General features: G+C 56.4%; 13 protein-coding genes and 1 riboswitch. Of the genes, 6 read left to right on the top strand and 7 right to left on the bottom strand.

What is annotated here, in order from left to right:
- Positions 1 to 129: 129 nt before the first annotated feature.
- Positions 130 to 1137 (bottom strand): LacI family DNA-binding transcriptional regulator, encoded by a 1008-nt coding sequence (locus tag PI91_RS17870; protein ID WP_039266740.1) that lies wholly within the window; start codon positions 1135 to 1137, stop codon positions 130 to 132.
- 238 nt (positions 1138 to 1375) lie between these two features.
- Between PI91_RS17870 and PI91_RS17865 the strand changes: the two genes are divergently transcribed.
- Together PI91_RS17865 and PI91_RS17860 are read left to right on the top strand one after the other, a co-directional pair.
- Positions 1376 to 2617, top strand: a complete 1242-nt coding sequence (locus PI91_RS17865) for an MFS transporter (RefSeq protein WP_039266739.1) — start codon at positions 1376 to 1378, stop codon at positions 2615 to 2617.
- A 16-nt stretch (positions 2618 to 2633) separates the two neighbouring features.
- A complete protein-coding gene (locus PI91_RS17860; protein ID WP_039266738.1) occupies positions 2634 to 4067 on the top strand; it encodes a glycoside hydrolase family 32 protein in 1434 nt (477 codons plus the stop codon).
- Positions 4068 to 4145: 78 nt separating this feature from the next.
- Here the strand turns inward: PI91_RS17860 and PI91_RS24915 are convergent, their stop codons facing one another.
- Positions 4146 to 4607, bottom strand: a complete 462-nt coding sequence (locus PI91_RS24915) for a hypothetical protein (protein ID WP_069598541.1) — start codon at positions 4605 to 4607, stop codon at positions 4146 to 4148.
- Between the two features lie 323 nt (positions 4608 to 4930).
- Positions 4931 to 6051 (bottom strand): IS3-like element ISSen4 family transposase gene (locus tag PI91_RS17850; RefSeq protein WP_085950818.1). Its coding sequence is split into 2 segments (ribosomal slippage): positions 4931 to 5793 and positions 5793 to 6051, totalling 1122 coding nucleotides; the frame shifts between segments, so codons are not numbered across the junction.
- Between the two features lie 426 nt (positions 6052 to 6477).
- Positions 6478 to 6575: riboswitch (TPP riboswitch) on the top strand.
- 35 nt (positions 6576 to 6610) lie between these two features.
- On the opposite strand from PI91_RS17850, the gene thiM reads away from it, so the two are divergent.
- The 3 genes from thiM to PI91_RS17830 are packed head-to-tail and all read left to right on the top strand — an operon-like array spanning position 6611 to position 8967.
- Positions 6611 to 7381: a hydroxyethylthiazole kinase gene (gene thiM / locus PI91_RS17840; RefSeq protein WP_039266737.1), complete on the top strand. Its 771-nt coding sequence runs from the start codon at positions 6611 to 6613 to the stop codon at positions 7379 to 7381.
- A complete protein-coding gene (gene thiD / locus PI91_RS17835) occupies positions 7378 to 8178 on the top strand; it encodes a bifunctional hydroxymethylpyrimidine kinase/phosphomethylpyrimidine kinase (protein ID WP_039266736.1) in 801 nt (266 codons plus the stop codon). Before thiM ends, thiD begins: the two co-directional genes overlap by 4 nt.
- A gap of 42 nt (positions 8179 to 8220) precedes the next feature.
- Positions 8221 to 8967, top strand: a complete 747-nt coding sequence (locus PI91_RS17830; RefSeq protein WP_008500873.1) for a GntR family transcriptional regulator — start codon at positions 8221 to 8223, stop codon at positions 8965 to 8967.
- Here PI91_RS17830 and PI91_RS17825 read toward each other — a convergent pair.
- The 3 genes from PI91_RS17825 to PI91_RS17815 are packed head-to-tail and all read right to left on the bottom strand — an operon-like array spanning position 8941 to position 12211.
- Positions 8941 to 9894 (bottom strand): PfkB family carbohydrate kinase, encoded by a 954-nt coding sequence (locus PI91_RS17825; protein WP_039266734.1) that lies wholly within the window; start codon positions 9892 to 9894, stop codon positions 8941 to 8943. The two genes, PI91_RS17830 and PI91_RS17825, sit on opposite strands and share 27 nt — an antisense overlap.
- A complete protein-coding gene (locus tag PI91_RS17820; protein WP_021241473.1) occupies positions 9891 to 10895 on the bottom strand; it encodes an ADP-ribosylglycohydrolase family protein in 1005 nt (334 codons plus the stop codon). The genes PI91_RS17825 and PI91_RS17820 overlap by 4 nt, the downstream gene beginning before the upstream one ends.
- Entirely contained in the window at positions 10892 to 12211 is a 1320-nt protein-coding gene (locus PI91_RS17815) for a nucleoside permease (RefSeq protein WP_039266733.1), read from the bottom strand. The genes PI91_RS17820 and PI91_RS17815 overlap by 4 nt, the downstream gene beginning before the upstream one ends.
- 250 nt (positions 12212 to 12461) lie before the next feature.
- Between PI91_RS17815 and fbaB the strand changes: the two genes are divergently transcribed.
- A complete protein-coding gene (gene fbaB, locus PI91_RS17810) occupies positions 12462 to 13514 on the top strand; it encodes a class I fructose-bisphosphate aldolase (RefSeq protein ID WP_008500869.1) in 1053 nt (350 codons plus the stop codon).
- 53 nt (positions 13515 to 13567) lie between these two features.
- On the opposite strand, the gene yegS is transcribed toward fbaB, so the two are convergent.
- Complete coding sequence (gene yegS / locus PI91_RS17805) at positions 13568 to 14467, bottom strand: lipid kinase YegS (RefSeq protein WP_039266732.1); 900 nt, start codon at positions 14465 to 14467, stop codon at positions 13568 to 13570.
- Between the last annotated feature and the right edge of the window lie 45 nt (positions 14468 to 14512).

Raw genomic sequence — 14512 nt, 5'->3', positions numbered from 1 at the left:
AAACAGCTAGTTACAGGCTATTTGCCCGGTGTGTAAAGTCGCAGAAAAGAGTGTGACAAATCGTGCCATTGAACGGCATAAAAGGAGGGAAGCTTTCCCTGTTTATCCGGCAGGTGCAGAAAACGGTGCTCACGTTGCCTGTGCAACGGAATCACGCAGTAAAAATGGACTTTCTACGCGCGTGGTTTCCTGATGTTCTTCACCGTTAATAATATGCAGGGCGCTCAGGCGACCAATTTCATAGTGCGGCAGTTGTACCGTCGTGAGAGGAGGAAGGAACAACTCCCCAATGCCCACCATATTGTCATAGCCGATCACCGCGACGTCGTCCGGTATACGAAGCCCTTGTCCCAGTAGCGTTTGGTACACCATAAACGCGATACGATCGTTACCGCAGATAACGGCGTCGAACCTGGGAATGCCATTCTGCATGTGCGCCAGCAACACGGCCGGAATGTCGCGATAGTGCTCATCGCCGAGTCCCATATAGCAGTGCTCCAGGCTGTCCGGATCGAGCCCCGCTTCACGGCATGCACGCTCTAGCCCCTGACGACGGCGGGTTGTGGCCAGATGCCCCTCAGGTAAATGCAGGCAGAGAGGGCATCGATAACCCTCCGCGAGTAACGCCCGCACGGCGGTATATTGCCCCTGCTCATCATCGGGAATATAGCTGGCGACCTTTTCGCCGTCGCTTTCGCAGTTGGCCAGCACGCAGGGAAGGGTGAGGAGTTTGGCCGGGAGAGGAACCTGACGTAACCCCATGGTGGTGTAGATAATTCCGTCGGGCCGATGAGAGAGGAGAAGGTCGACAATGGCGTCCGGATTGTCATCGGTAAACATATTCATCACGAAGCTGTTCCAGCCGTGCATTCTGGCCGTTTCTTCAATAGACAACGTGATCTCCACCGAGAACGGCGTCGTCACCGTATCGAGCGCCAGTACCCCTATGGTTTTAGGCGAGGCATGCGCGCCGCGTATTTTCTTGGCGGACAGATCGGGCACGTAGCTGGTCTGCTCGATAGCCAGCTGAACGCGCGCCAGCGTTTCCGGCTTAAGGCGCTCCGGGCTGTTCAGCGCGCGGGAGACCGTCATCAGCGATACGTTAGCCAGCTTTGCGACGTCCTTCAGGGAAGCCATTGTCTTACTCCGTGAATGCTCTGCGTGAAAGGGTATACAACTAAGTCGCTGATGTAAAAGAAAGGCTGATGCCCAGGCCGGGTCATGTTTACCTCAGTGATGAATATTTGATCGCGATCTCATTCTCTTAATGTTAACGTTAACTTTCGTGATTAACATCTTAAATTTCAGCCAAACAGCATGAGAAAGCGTAAATGTTAACGTTACCATTGCGTCATTACTCCAACATGAGAATGTCATGATGAAAACGCATCACTCTCACAGCTACCCTTTATTAAGCGCATTACTGTTTTTCTTTTTTGTCACGTGGTCATCTTCCGGCTCGTTGCTCTCTATATGGCTTCACCAGGAGGTGGGGTTAAAGGCAGGGGATACGGGGGTCATCTATGCCGTGCTGTCTGTCTCCGCGCTGTGCGCGCAAATCTGCTACGGCTTCATGCAGGACAAACTCGGCCTGCGAAAAAACCTGCTCTGGTTTCTGACCAGCCTGCTCATTCTTTCCGGTCCGGCCTTCCTGCTGTTTGGTTATCTGCTGCAGATTAACGTGTTACTCGGCAGTATTTTCGGCGGGATTTATATCGGGCTGACGTTTAACGGCGGGATTGGTGTACTGGAATCCTATACCGAGCGCGTGGCCCGCCAGAGTCAGTTTGAGTTTGGCAAGGCGAGGATGTGGGGATCCCTTGGCTGGGCGGTGGCAACCTTTTTTGCCGGTCTGCTGTTCAACATCAATCCGAAGCTGAACTTCGCGGTGGCGAGCTGCGCCGGGCTGGTGTTTTTTGTGTTGCTGGCGCGCCTAAGAGTCTCTTCCGCGCCGCACGCCATGCAGGAGGCGGTATCCGGTGGTAAGGTCACGCTGGAGGATGCCTTACGCCTGTTGACGCTGCCGCGCTTCTGGGCGCTGGTGTTTTTCGTTATTGGCACCTGTATTTACGGCGTTTACGACCAGCAGTTCCCGGTCTATTTCTCCTCACAGTTCCCGACGCTGCAGGAAGGAAACGCCATGTACGGCTATCTCAACTCCTTCCAGGTTTTCCTGGAGGCGGCGGGCATGTTCTGCGCCCCGTGGCTGGTGAATCGCCTCGGTGCGAAAAACGGCCTGATTTTCGCCGGAATGGTGATGGCGATGCGTATGGTGGCATCGGGTCTGGTTGAGGGACCGGTATTGATCTCCATTACCAAGCTATTGCACGCGGTTGAACTACCCGTTTTGCTGGTCTCCATCTTTAAATACAACAGCCTGCATTTTGATAAACGGCTCTCTTCCACCCTCTATCTTGTGGGCTTTGCCTGTACAAGCTCGGTGATTGCCTCGGTTCTGTCACCGCTCGCAGGCTACAGCTATGAGAAATACGGCTTTGCCCAGTCCTATCTCATCATGGGGCTACTGGTCTTCAGCACCACGTTTATCTCCATCTTCCTGTTGCGCTCGGGCAAGTCCTCATCTGACCCGCTCATGCCGCAACCTTCCACCATCTGATCGAAAGAGTAGAGAAATGACCTATTCCATTACGAAAGCAGAACAGGAACTGCAGTCCAGGCGCGAAAGGCTTAACCTGCGCTGGTACCCCCGTTACCACCTCGCCGCGCGCGCTGGCTGGATGAACGACCCGAACGGCCTGGTCTGGTTTGACGGCTGGTATCACGCCTTTTATCAGCACCATCCGTATTCGACCCAGTGGGGGCCAATGCACTGGGGCCATGCGCGCAGCAAAGATTTAGTCCGCTGGGAGCACCTCCCGGTTGCGCTGGCCCCGGAAGGGCCAGACGATAAGGACGGCTGTTTTTCCGGCTCAGCGGTGGTGGATGGCGACACGCTGGCGCTGATTTACACCGGCCACAAATTCCACGGCGATCCTGGCGATGAGGCTAATCTCTACCAGGTTCAGTGCCTGGCAACCAGCCGTGACGGCATCCAGTTTGTGCGGCACGGGACAGTCATTGATACACCGCCCGGGCTGCATCACTTCCGCGATCCGAAGGTATGGCGTGAAGGGGCGTGGTGGTACATGGTCGTTGGCGCGCGCGAGGGGGATACGGGCCAGGTGCGTGTGTACCGGTCTGCCGATCTGCGCGAGTGGCAGGACAGGGGCGTGCTCGCGGTGGCTGAAAAAGAGCTGGGTTATATGTGGGAATGCCCGGACTTTTTCACTCTCAATGGTAAACGCGTGCTGATGTTTTCGCCTCAGGGACTGGCGGCAGACGGATTTAAACATCGCAATCTCTTCCAGAGTGGCTATCTGGTAGGCGAATGGCAGCCTGGTCAGCCTTTTGTGCGTGAAGGTGAATTTGTGGAGATGGACTACGGGCATGATTTCTATGCGCCGCAAAGTTTCCTGACGCCGGATGGCAGACGCCTCGTTATCGGCTGGCTGGACATGTGGGAATCCCCGCAGCCGGAACAGGAGGATGGCTGGGCAGGTATGCTCTCCTTACCTCGCGAGCTGACGCTGAGTGCCGATAACCATCTGCAAATGCAGCCAGCCAGAGAAGTTGAAAGCCTGCGCGGGGCGTGGTTCCCCTGGCCGATAAGTACGCTTAATAACCAGCAGATGACGCTGGTGGAACACTGCGATGCGATGGAGGTCATTCTGCAATGGGATTGCGCCAACAGCAGCGCGGAGCAGTACGGCATTCGTCTTGGCGACGGGTTACGCCTTTATGTTGATGCGCAGATGCAGCGCCTGGTGCTGGAGCGAGACTATCCGCAGTATGGCCTGTGCGGGACCCGAAGCGTCGCGCTTAACCTGAGCAACGCGCTTAATCTTCGTTTGTTCTTTGATAGCTCCTCCGTGGAAGTGTTTGTTAACGAGGGTGAGGCGTGCCTCAGCAGCCGTATATATCCTGATGCCGACTGCCGCGAGCTGGCGTTATTTGCCTGGACGGGAGGCGCGTCGCTTATTCATGGCGGGGCGTGGCAGTTGGAGTAAATCTATTAACGAGCTAAAACAAAGCCCCATACAAATGGGGCTACGTAAATCTTATCAGATGGTAGCGTCCTGCAAAGGTCACATTTTTGATAATTGTGCGTTTACAACTCTCTCTTTTTCGACAACCAGCTGCATAATATAGCTACCCTTGTGCCATGAACCTTTATTTGGCTTCCAGCCTTTCGAAAGCAGATATTCAGCAGCATCAGAGACAGGCTTATTCATAACGTGATCCGCATCACCTGATAACTTTTTTAAATCACCGCTTACTTTGGCTGGCTTGCTATCACAATGACCCGCAGCATCCATAACCTGAGTGCAGCCTTCAGGAAGGCGCCTGTGCGCTGACTGTGCAAGTTGAGCAGCATTCTCTAAAGCCTGTTTTTCAGCCGCAGCGTTAATGGCTGTGGTGCGGTTTTGCTCTGCAATATAACAAGCATCTTTACTCACTCCTTTGCTTTGACAATCAGCCATCCGTTGAGCTGGTGAGGAACACGCAGCAAGAGATAATATAGCCGCTACCATCATTAACTTTTTCATTATTGCCTCAGTAATTACAATTATAAATATAGGTGCCTAACATCAAGCCGATCCATATCCCTAATAAAATAAAAGTGAGATACAAAACAGCGGAAATAAAAATGTACTTTGTCATTTTTGTGCTAGCAGCAATGTATTGAGTTATAGCCAGCTAATTAAACTCAATGGTGAGTTTTTTAGCTGATTGGCGGTTTGCTGGCATTTTAATTTAATATTGTTAAATCACCATCCGTAAGATGCGGACGCCGCAACAATTTCATCACCGTTGGATGTACCTGATGTCGAGAGGGTAGCTGACCTGCCCCCACGATTAGATACAACACTCAGTTAGTAACGTCGGAATCTTCATTCTCAGAATGACCCTTTCTCCAGCCCGCTGCAAATTCAGACGGTGTCTGATAATTCAGCGTGGAGTGCGGGCGGCATTCGTTATAATCCTGCCGCCAGTCATTAATAATTTTCCTGGCATGAACGATATCGCTGAACCAGTGCTCATTCAAACATTCATCGCGAAATCGTCCGTTAAAGCTCTCAATAAATCCGTTCTGCGTTGGCTTGCCCGGCTGGATTAAGCGCAACTCAACACCATGCTCAAAGGCCCATTGATCCAGTGCACGGCAAGTGAACTCCGGCCCCTGGTCAGTTCTTATCGTCGCCGGATAGCCTCGAAACAGTGCAATGCTGTCCAGAATACGCGTGACCTGAACGCCTGAAATCCCAAAGGCAACAGTGACCGTCAGGCATTCCTTTGTGAAATCATCGACGCAGGTAAGACACTTGATCCTGCGACCGGTGGAAAGTGCGTCCATGACGAAATCCATCGACCAGGTCAGATTGGGCGCCGCCGGACGGAGCAGCGGCAGACGTTCTGTTGCCAGCCCTTTACGACGTCTTCTGCGTTTTACGCCCAGGCCACTGAGGTGATAAAGCCGGTACACGCGCTTATGATTAACATGAAGCCCTTCACGGCGCAGCAACTGCCAAATACGACGGTAGCCAAAACGCCTGCGCTCCAGTGCCAGCTCAGTGATGCGCCCTGATAAATGCGCATCAGCAGCCGGACGGTGAGCCTCATAGCGGCAGGTCGACAGGGATAAACCTGTAAGCCTGCAGGCACGACGTTGCGACAGACCGGTCGCATCACACATCAACATCACGGCTTCCCGCTTCTGGTCTGTCGTCAGTACTTTCGCCCAAGAGCCACCTGAAGCGCCTCTTTATCCAGCATGGCTTCGGCAAGCAGCTTCTTGAGTCTGGTGTTCTCTTCCTCAAGCGACTTCAGGCGCTTAACTTCAGGCACCTCCATACCGCCATACTTCTTACGCCAGGTGTAAAACGTGGCATCGGAAATGGCATGCTTGCGGCAGAGTTCACGGGCGGGTACCCCAGCTTCGGCTTCGCGGAGAATACTGATGATCTGTTCGTCGGAAAAACGCTTCTTCATGGGGATGTCCTCATGTGGCTTATGAAGACATTACTAACATCGGGGTGTACTAATCAACGGGGAGCAGGTCACTTCCAATACTTGGGGCGCATGGTCACTGTTTACCCTACATACATCATTATTGACGGCATCAAGATCAGCCGTTCCCGTCTGTCCTTTGCATTCCAATTGGAATTGGCAAAAGCAATCCGACTGCATGAAGAAAACTAATGCAGAAAATAGATTTCATTTAAATCATCACGACTGAATAATTTCCTTAAGCCGCCTTATGGGCGGTTTTTTTGTGCCTGCCATTTATCTGTGGGACACAACGTGAGACACAAACTGGGACACAAAGGATTTTTTAGGGTTGAGTCTTTGGCTTCCCGCTGGCATGATCCAGAACAGGGATTAACGGGACGTTAATCGCAAGCTTTTGATTTTGTTTTATTTGACTCGGGGTGCCCTTCTTAAATGAAGGCTGAGAAATACCCGTATTACCTGATCTGGATAATGCCAGCGTAGGGAAGTCAGATGCCTTCCCGGTCATCGCTTCTTCACGCAAGGCAGGAGCGAACCCATGCAGCCTGACCTGCTCGATTTACACGTTTTACACCACTTCCGAACCCGTTCTCCGCTGACCCATTGTATGACCAATGACGTCGTACAAACCTTTACGGCCAACGTTTTGCTGGCGCTTGGCGCATCTCCGGCGATGGTGATCGAGGCCGAAGAGGCCGAGCAGTTTGCCGCGATAGCCGATGCGCTGCTGGTTAACGTTGGCACGCTGACCGCGCTGCGCGCCCAGTCGATGCGTCGTGCTATTGAAAGTGCGGTAGCGGCAGGCAAACCCTGGACGCTGGACCCGGTTGCCGTGGGCGCCCTGGCGTTCCGCACTCGGTTTTGCCATCAAATCCTTGCCCTGAAACCGGCCGCCATTCGCGGCAATGCTTCCGAAATCCTTGCCCTCGCGGGGATGAGCGCGGGCGGGCGCGGCGTCGATACGACCGATACCGCCGCCAGCGCGGTGCCTGCTGCCCAGGCGCTGGCCCGGCAGATCAATACGATTGTTGTGGTCACCGGCGAGGTGGACTACATCACGGACGGGCAACGTACCCGAGCGGTAACCGGCGGTGACCCGCTGATGACGCGCGTGGTGGGAACTGGGTGCGCGCTCTCTGCCGTTGTGGCGGCGAGCTGCTCGCTGCCGGGTGACCGGCTGGATAACATCGCCGCCGCCTGCGGATGGATGAAGCGGGCCGGAACGGTGGCCGTTGCGCACTCGCGCGGCCCCGGCAGTTTTGCCAGCGCGTTCCTCGACGCGCTCTACACGCTGGAGGAGCAGGCATGAAGCGGATTAACGCCCTGACCATTGCCGGCACCGATCCCAGCGGCGGCGCGGGTATCCAGGCAGACCTGAAAACCTTCTCGGCGCTGGGCGCGTACGGCTGCTCGGTCATCACCGCGCTGGTGGCGCAAAACACGTGCGGCGTGCAGTCGGTCTACCGCATCGAGCCAGATTTTGTTGCCGCGCAGCTGGATTCGGTGTTCAGCGACGTGCGTATTGATACCACCAAGATCGGCATGCTGGCCGAAACGGACATTGTGGAAGCGGTGGCCGAACGGCTTAAGCGCTATCAGGTGCAAAACGTGGTGCTGGATACCGTCATGCTGGCAAAAAGCGGCGATCCGCTGCTCTCCGCCTCCGCCGTCGAGACGCTGCGCAATAAGCTGCTGCCGCAGGTAGCGCTCATCACGCCCAATCTTCCGGAAGCCGCCGCGCTGCTGGGCGCGCCGCACGCGCAAACTGAACGGGAAATGAAAGCGCAGGGCAATGCGCTGCTGGCGATGGGCTGCGGGGCGGTGCTGATGAAGGGCGGGCATCTTGATGATCCGGAAAGTCCGGACTGGCTCTTCACCCGCGACGGCGAAGTACGCTTTACCGCGCCGCGCGTGCAGACCAAAAATACCCACGGCACGGGTTGTACGCTCTCGGCCGCGCTGGCGGCGCTGCGTCCACGTCATGAAAGCTGGGCCGATACGGTTAGCGAAGCAAAAGCCTGGCTCTCGGCGGCACTGGCAAAAGCCGATACTCTGGAAGTCGGTCACGGTATTGGGCCGGTACACCATTTTCATGCATGGTGGTAAGCCAGTATACTGGCAGAATACATCACGCCTGAGAAAACAGAGATGGAACAAGCGCATACCCGGTTAATCGCTCAACTGAATGAACGGATCGCCGCGCCCGATAACACGCCGCTGTACCTGAAGTTTGCCGAAACGGTAAAAAACGCGGTGCGCAGCGGGGTGCTGGAGCACGGGAATATTTTGCCCGGCGAGCGCGATCTGAGCCAGTTGACCGGGGTGTCGCGCATTACCGTGCGTAAAGCGATGCAGGCGCTGGAAGAAGAGGGCGTGGTGACGCGCGCCCGTGGCTATGGCACGCAAATCAACAATATCTTCGAATATTCGCTTAAAGAGGCGCGCGGTTTTTCCCAGCAGGTGGTGCTGCGCGGCAAGAAGCCGAATACGCTCTGGGTCAACAAGCGGGTGGTGAAGTGTCCGGAAGAGGTGGCCAACCACCTGTCGATCTCCCCGGACAGCGAGGTCTTTTTGCTCAAGCGCATTCGCTATGTCGATGACGATGCGGTGTCGATTGAAGAGTCCTGGGTCCCCGTCGGGTTAATTCCCGACCCGGATGCGATTGGCATTTCGCTCTATGACTACTTCCGCAGTCAGAATATCTTCCCGCAGCGCACCCGCTCAAGGGTGAGCGCACGCATGCCCGACAGCGAGTTTCAGGCGCACATTAAGATGGACGAAAAAATACCGGTGCTGGTGATCAAGCAGGTCGCACTTGACCAGCAGCACCGGCCGATTGAGTACAGCATCAGCTACTGTCGCAGCGATCTATACGTCTTTGTGTGCGAGGAGTAGTGCCTCGCGCGTCGGGGCGCAATCGCCGCCGCGGTGGCTGACCACCCATGACGCCACGGCATTCCCCAGCAGAACGGCATCTGCCAGTGACCATCCCGCAGCCAGCCCGGCCAGCGTGCCGCCCGCGTGGCTGTCGCCTGCACCAATGGTATCCACAACCGTAGCCGGAAACGCCGGAACAACGCCCGAGGCGTCACCGTCATAACACGTAGCGCCGTCTTTATCATGGCGCACAATCAGCGCGGCGCCGAAGCGCTGCTGCCACACTTCACCCAGGTTTTCAGCCTCCACACCCAGTCTTTCAGCCGCGAGCCCCGCTTCCTGACGATTGAGCGACACGATTGGCCTGCAGGCCATGATTCTCTCCATCAGCGCATCAGGAACATCCGCGATGCGTGGGCCGAAATCGATAAAGGCCGTCACGTCACGTAACCCTTCCAGCCAGCCTGTCAGCAGTTCGCCGCACGGCGAGGCCAGCTGGTAGCCGGAGAGATAAACCAGGCTGTTTTGCGGAACGTGAAGCGCATCCAGCCAGCGCTGCTGCCACTGGTTTTCCACGCCGCTAAAGGACATAAAGGTGCGCTCGCCGTCAGGCTCCACCAGCGCCAGACACCAGCCGTTGTCGCCGGTTTCAGCCTCTACGGCGCTGTGCAGATCCTGCTTCGCCATGGCGTTGCGGATAATATCCGCCCACACGCCATGGCCGACGGGAAGGGCATTTTGCGCGGCGATCCCGAGGCGTTTCAGGGCGATGGCAATGTTCAGCGCGCAGCCGCCAATATTTACGCCCTGCTGCTTAAGTTCGATATCGCACCCGCGCCAGGGTAGGGCGTAGGCGTCGGCGATGACGTCAATCACCGCGGCGCCCAGCACCGTCACCGGGCGCGTGGCGTGCAGGTTTTCGAGACGTTGGGCAAATGCCTTCATACGCCCTCCCTTTGCTCCCTGAAGTGCAGCAGTTTTTCGCAATAATGGCCGAAGTTGAGCTGGTTGACGGCGTCGAGTTCGGCTTTGAGCGCCGGATCAATCGCCTGCACGCCGTGGAGCGCGCCGCAGATGGCCGTCGCCATGGCGCCAATAGTGTCCGTATCACCGCCCAGATTGGCGCATAAGATGGCGCAGCGGTTCGGGTCGGTTCCTGCCAGTTCCACCATCGCAATGGCCGCCGGAACGGACTCAATGGTGCTGGTTCCCGCGCCAATCAGCTGATAAACCTGCTCGCTGGCGGACTCAATACCGTTGGCTTCCCGTACGGTCTTAAGCGCCAGCTCAATACGCGCCGCCAGCGACGCGCTGAAGGTGGTGGTTTTCATCTCCTGCGCATAGCGGGCGATCCCCGGTAGGGCATCAACGATGTTCTGCCAGCTTTCGCCGTCGATGGCGCGGGAAACCGCCCAGGCCATCACCGCCGCGCCGGCAATCGCGAGGTCCGATTTATGGGTCGGGCTGGAGGCCTGCGCCACCTGTTCAACAAAGTGTTCCAGCCGCGTCGCCGGAAGGAGACAGCCCAGCGGGGAGGCGCGCATCGCCGCCCCGTTGGTCACGCCGTTGTTTTCCAGCTCGCTGACCGGCTTCCCGTCACGAATCGCATTCAGTGCGATTTTGGAAGTGGGGCCAAGCACGTTCTTGTTGAACGCGTCGAAATCGAGCGCCCAGTTAAGGATATGCTTGCCGATAACGTCTGCGTTAATCTCCCCGTCGCACTCGATGATCGCATCGGCCAGGCACAGCGCCATTGAGGTATCGTCTGTAAACTCTGCCTGCCTGAAATAGCAGGCCGCGTTATTTTCTGCCGGGCCGGGTAAAAAGCGGTCGATCCAGCCGAAGTGCGCCTTGACGCGCTTTCTCGGCCACAGCTCCGACGGCATGCCCATCGCATCCCCTAACGCCTGCCCGTAAAGGGCACCGAGAATACGTTCTTGTTTCATTTAACTTCCCCTTGTGTCAGCGCGGCATCGCCATCAACCACCGCAATTGCAGCGATCTCTTTGTCCGATTCGCGGAAAAACAGCATAAACAGCACGGCAATCACGGCAATCATGATTGCGCCAAATGTCCACATTCCGGCCCAGTTGAAGGTCAGCCCATTCACCGGCTCTTTGTAGGCGAACATTTTTTCCATCATCACGCCGCCCAGGCGGTAACCCAGCAGGCTACCAAAGCCCTGACAGCAGAGCGTAATCAGGCCCTGCGCGGCGGTGCGCATATGCACCGGCGCTTTTTTATCCACGTAGATATACGCGGTGACGTAGTAGAAGTCGTAGCTCACGCCGTGCAGCAGAATGCCGAGGAACAGCAGGGCGTAGGTGAAGTATTGTTCCGCACCGCCGTAAACGAAGAACCCGTAGCGGATGGCGGCGGTAATCAGACCCAGCAGCAAGACCTTCTTAATACCAAAGCGTTTGGTAAAGAACGGCAGCGCCAGCATAAAGAAGATTTCAGAGAACTGGCCGAGCGTCATCCAGCCGGTGGCGTTTTTCATTCCCACTTCAGTGAGATAGCCGTTGGCGAAAATGTAGTAGAAGGCCAGCGGCATGGCGAACAGGAACGAGCAGAAGAAGAACACGAGGAAGTTTCTGTCGCGCAGCAGGATCAGCGCGTCCAGCCCCAGCATCACTTTGAAGTCCAGCTTGCCAGTGCTCTTCGGCGGCGTGTTCGGCAGGAAGAGGGCAAAGACGCCGAGCAGCGCGGAGCTGGCGGCTGTCATCAGCAGGGGAATATTGGTATCGGAGATATCGCTATAGCCCAGCATCTGCGGCAGGAATCCGCACGCCAGCCCGGAGGCGATCCAGCCGATCGTACCCATCACGCGGATGCGCGGAAAATCGGCCTCGACGTCGTCCACGTTCGCGAAGGCAATGCTGTTGGTCAGCGCGATGGTGGGCATGTAGGTCAGGGAGTAAACCAGCAGCAGCGGGAAGAAGGTGCTGAACTGGGTTTGCTGTGCCGCGAAGTACATCAGAATCGCGCCGGCAAACATCAGCACCGCCAGTACTTTCTGCGCGGCGAAGAAGCGGTCCGTCAGCACCGCCAGTACTTTCTGCGCGGCGAAGAAGCGGTCCGTCAGCGAGCCGACCAGAATTGGGGAGAGGATAGCGGCAATGGCGGTACAGGCATAAGACCAGCCGATTTCCCCGGCGGTAAAACCGCTTTTGCTCAGCCACAGCCACAGCGGCACAAACCACGCGCCCCAGATAAACCATTCAACAAACATCATGAATGACAGTTGGACTTTCGTTTTCATTTTTGAATCCTGCATGTCAGAGAGGGTACGCCTTTAACATACTATTCAATAATACCTTTTAAATACCTTTGTGGCGATTGTTTGATCAATGTAACAGTTTTGTTATACACGAATCGAGCCAGCAGATTGTGCTGAAAAAAATTGCAAAGGGTGGAAAATCTGTTAAGTCGGTACCAGGCTTAGTCTGCCCATAAAAGATGGGACTGGATAAACGCACACCGACATGACGTCGAACTTACGGGAGTATCACATGACTGATATTGCGCAGTTGCTTGGCAAAGACGCCGACAGCCTTTTACAGCATCGTTGTATGACCATTCCAGCCGACCAGCTTTACCTGCCTGGTCATGACTACGTTGACCGCGTGATGGTCGATAACAACCGTCCGCCTGCCGTGCTAAGAAATATGCAGACGCTCTATAACACCGGGCGGCTCGGCGGCACCGGATATCTCTCTATTCTGCCGGTAGACCAGGGCGTTGAGCACTCGGCGGGCGCCTCCTTCGCGGCGAATCCGCTCTATTTCGATCCCAAGAACATTGTTGAGCTGGCGATTGAAGCGGGCTGTAACTGCGTGGCGTCCACCTACGGCGTGCTGGCCTCCGTCTCGCGTCGCTATGCCCACCGCATTCCGTTCCTCGTGAAGCTGAACCACAATGAAACCCTGAGCTACCCCACCGAATATGACCAGACGCTCTATGCCAGCGTCGAGCAGGCGTTCAATATGGGGGCGGTTGCCGTTGGGGCGACCATCTATTTCGGCTCAGAACAGTCTCGTCGTCAAATTGAAGAGATCTCTGCGGCGTTTGAGCGCGCGCACGAGCTGGGTATGGTGACCGTGCTGTGGGCGTACCTGCGCAACTCGGCGTTCAAAAAAGATGGCGTGGATTACCACGTGTCGGCCGATCTTACCGGCCAGGCGAACCATCTGGCGGCGACCATCGGCGCGGATATCGTGAAGCAGAAAATGGCCGAGAATAACGGCGGCTATAAGGCGGTGAACTTCGGTTATACCGATGACCGTGTCTACAGCAAACTGACCAGCGATAACCCGATCGACCTGGTGCGCTACCAGCTGGCGAACTGCTACATGGGCCGCGCAGGGCTGATTAACTCCGGTGGCGCGGCGGGCGGCGATACTGACCTGTCAGACGCGGTGCGTACGGCGGTGATCAACAAACGCGCGGGCGGCATGGGGCTGATCCTTGGCCGTAAGGCGTTTAAGAAATCGATGGCTGACGGCGTGAAGCTGATCAATGCAGTACAGGACGTTTATCTGGACAGCAAAGTCACGATTGCCTGACCTGGGGGCTAAGCGTAGGCCGGGTAAGGCGTAGCCGCCACCCGGCAATACCATCAGCGCAAAAGCACACAGTCTGGCGGCAACCGACACTGCAGCGCGCCGGGCAACACCTCAATGCGGAACTGCGTCCCGCTGAGCGGTTCCCCGTCGAGGTTAAAGGTCATACCGTGCGGGGCATTTACCTCAAACCATGCGGATTTCCCGTCAATGATATTCGGACTCTCTTCCGGCTGCGTCAGCGTGGTAAACAGCGCGGGCAGCAGGCCGTCACCCGTGAAAATCCGCAGCTGTAGCTGACCGTCATTGATCAGCGCCTCCGGGCACAGCTGCTGCCCGCCGCCGGCCTGACGACCATTACCGATGCCAATCACCAGCGCGTCGCCCTGCCACTGGAAATCTTCGCCGCGAATTTCGCAGCGGTCAGGCTTGAGGGTATCCATGCGCATCAGACCGTGGATCAGATACGACACGCCGCCCAGCGCAGCCTTGAGTTTTTCCGGCGTTTCGCTGGTGATGCGCGTGCCGAACCCGCCGGTGGCCATATTGATAAAGCAGGTTTTGTCATTCACCTGCGCAATATCTACCGCGGTCGCTTTACCGAGGATCGCCAGCTGAAGCGCTTTCTCTAACGCCTCGGGGATCCCGGCGCTGGTGGCAAAATCATTGGCGGTGCCGAGCGGTAAAATACCCATCACCGGGCGGTCTGCCGGGGGCAGGTCGATCAGCGCTGATGCGATCTCATTGATGGTGCCATCGCCGCCGCCGGAAATGATGGTCTCAATGCCAAGCCCGAGGGCTTCATTGATATAACGTGCCGCGTCGCCTTTTTCCCATGTTACTCTGACGTGGATGCGCGCGCCGTCGTCACGCAAACCCTGAATGGCCTGACGCAGCAGATCGTTGCCCGCACTTTTGCCGTTGAGAATCAATAAACTGTCTGGATAGGTTGCCATCCTCGCTGCTCCCTTTTTTAGCGTTAGTAAGAGTGTATAGCAGAG

It is taken from the genome of Enterobacter sp. FB, from assembly GCF_000805795.1.
Lineage (GTDB): Bacteria > Pseudomonadota > Gammaproteobacteria > Enterobacterales > Enterobacteriaceae > Enterobacter > Enterobacter roggenkampii.
This window is presented reverse-complemented; position numbering and strand designations above follow the sequence as displayed.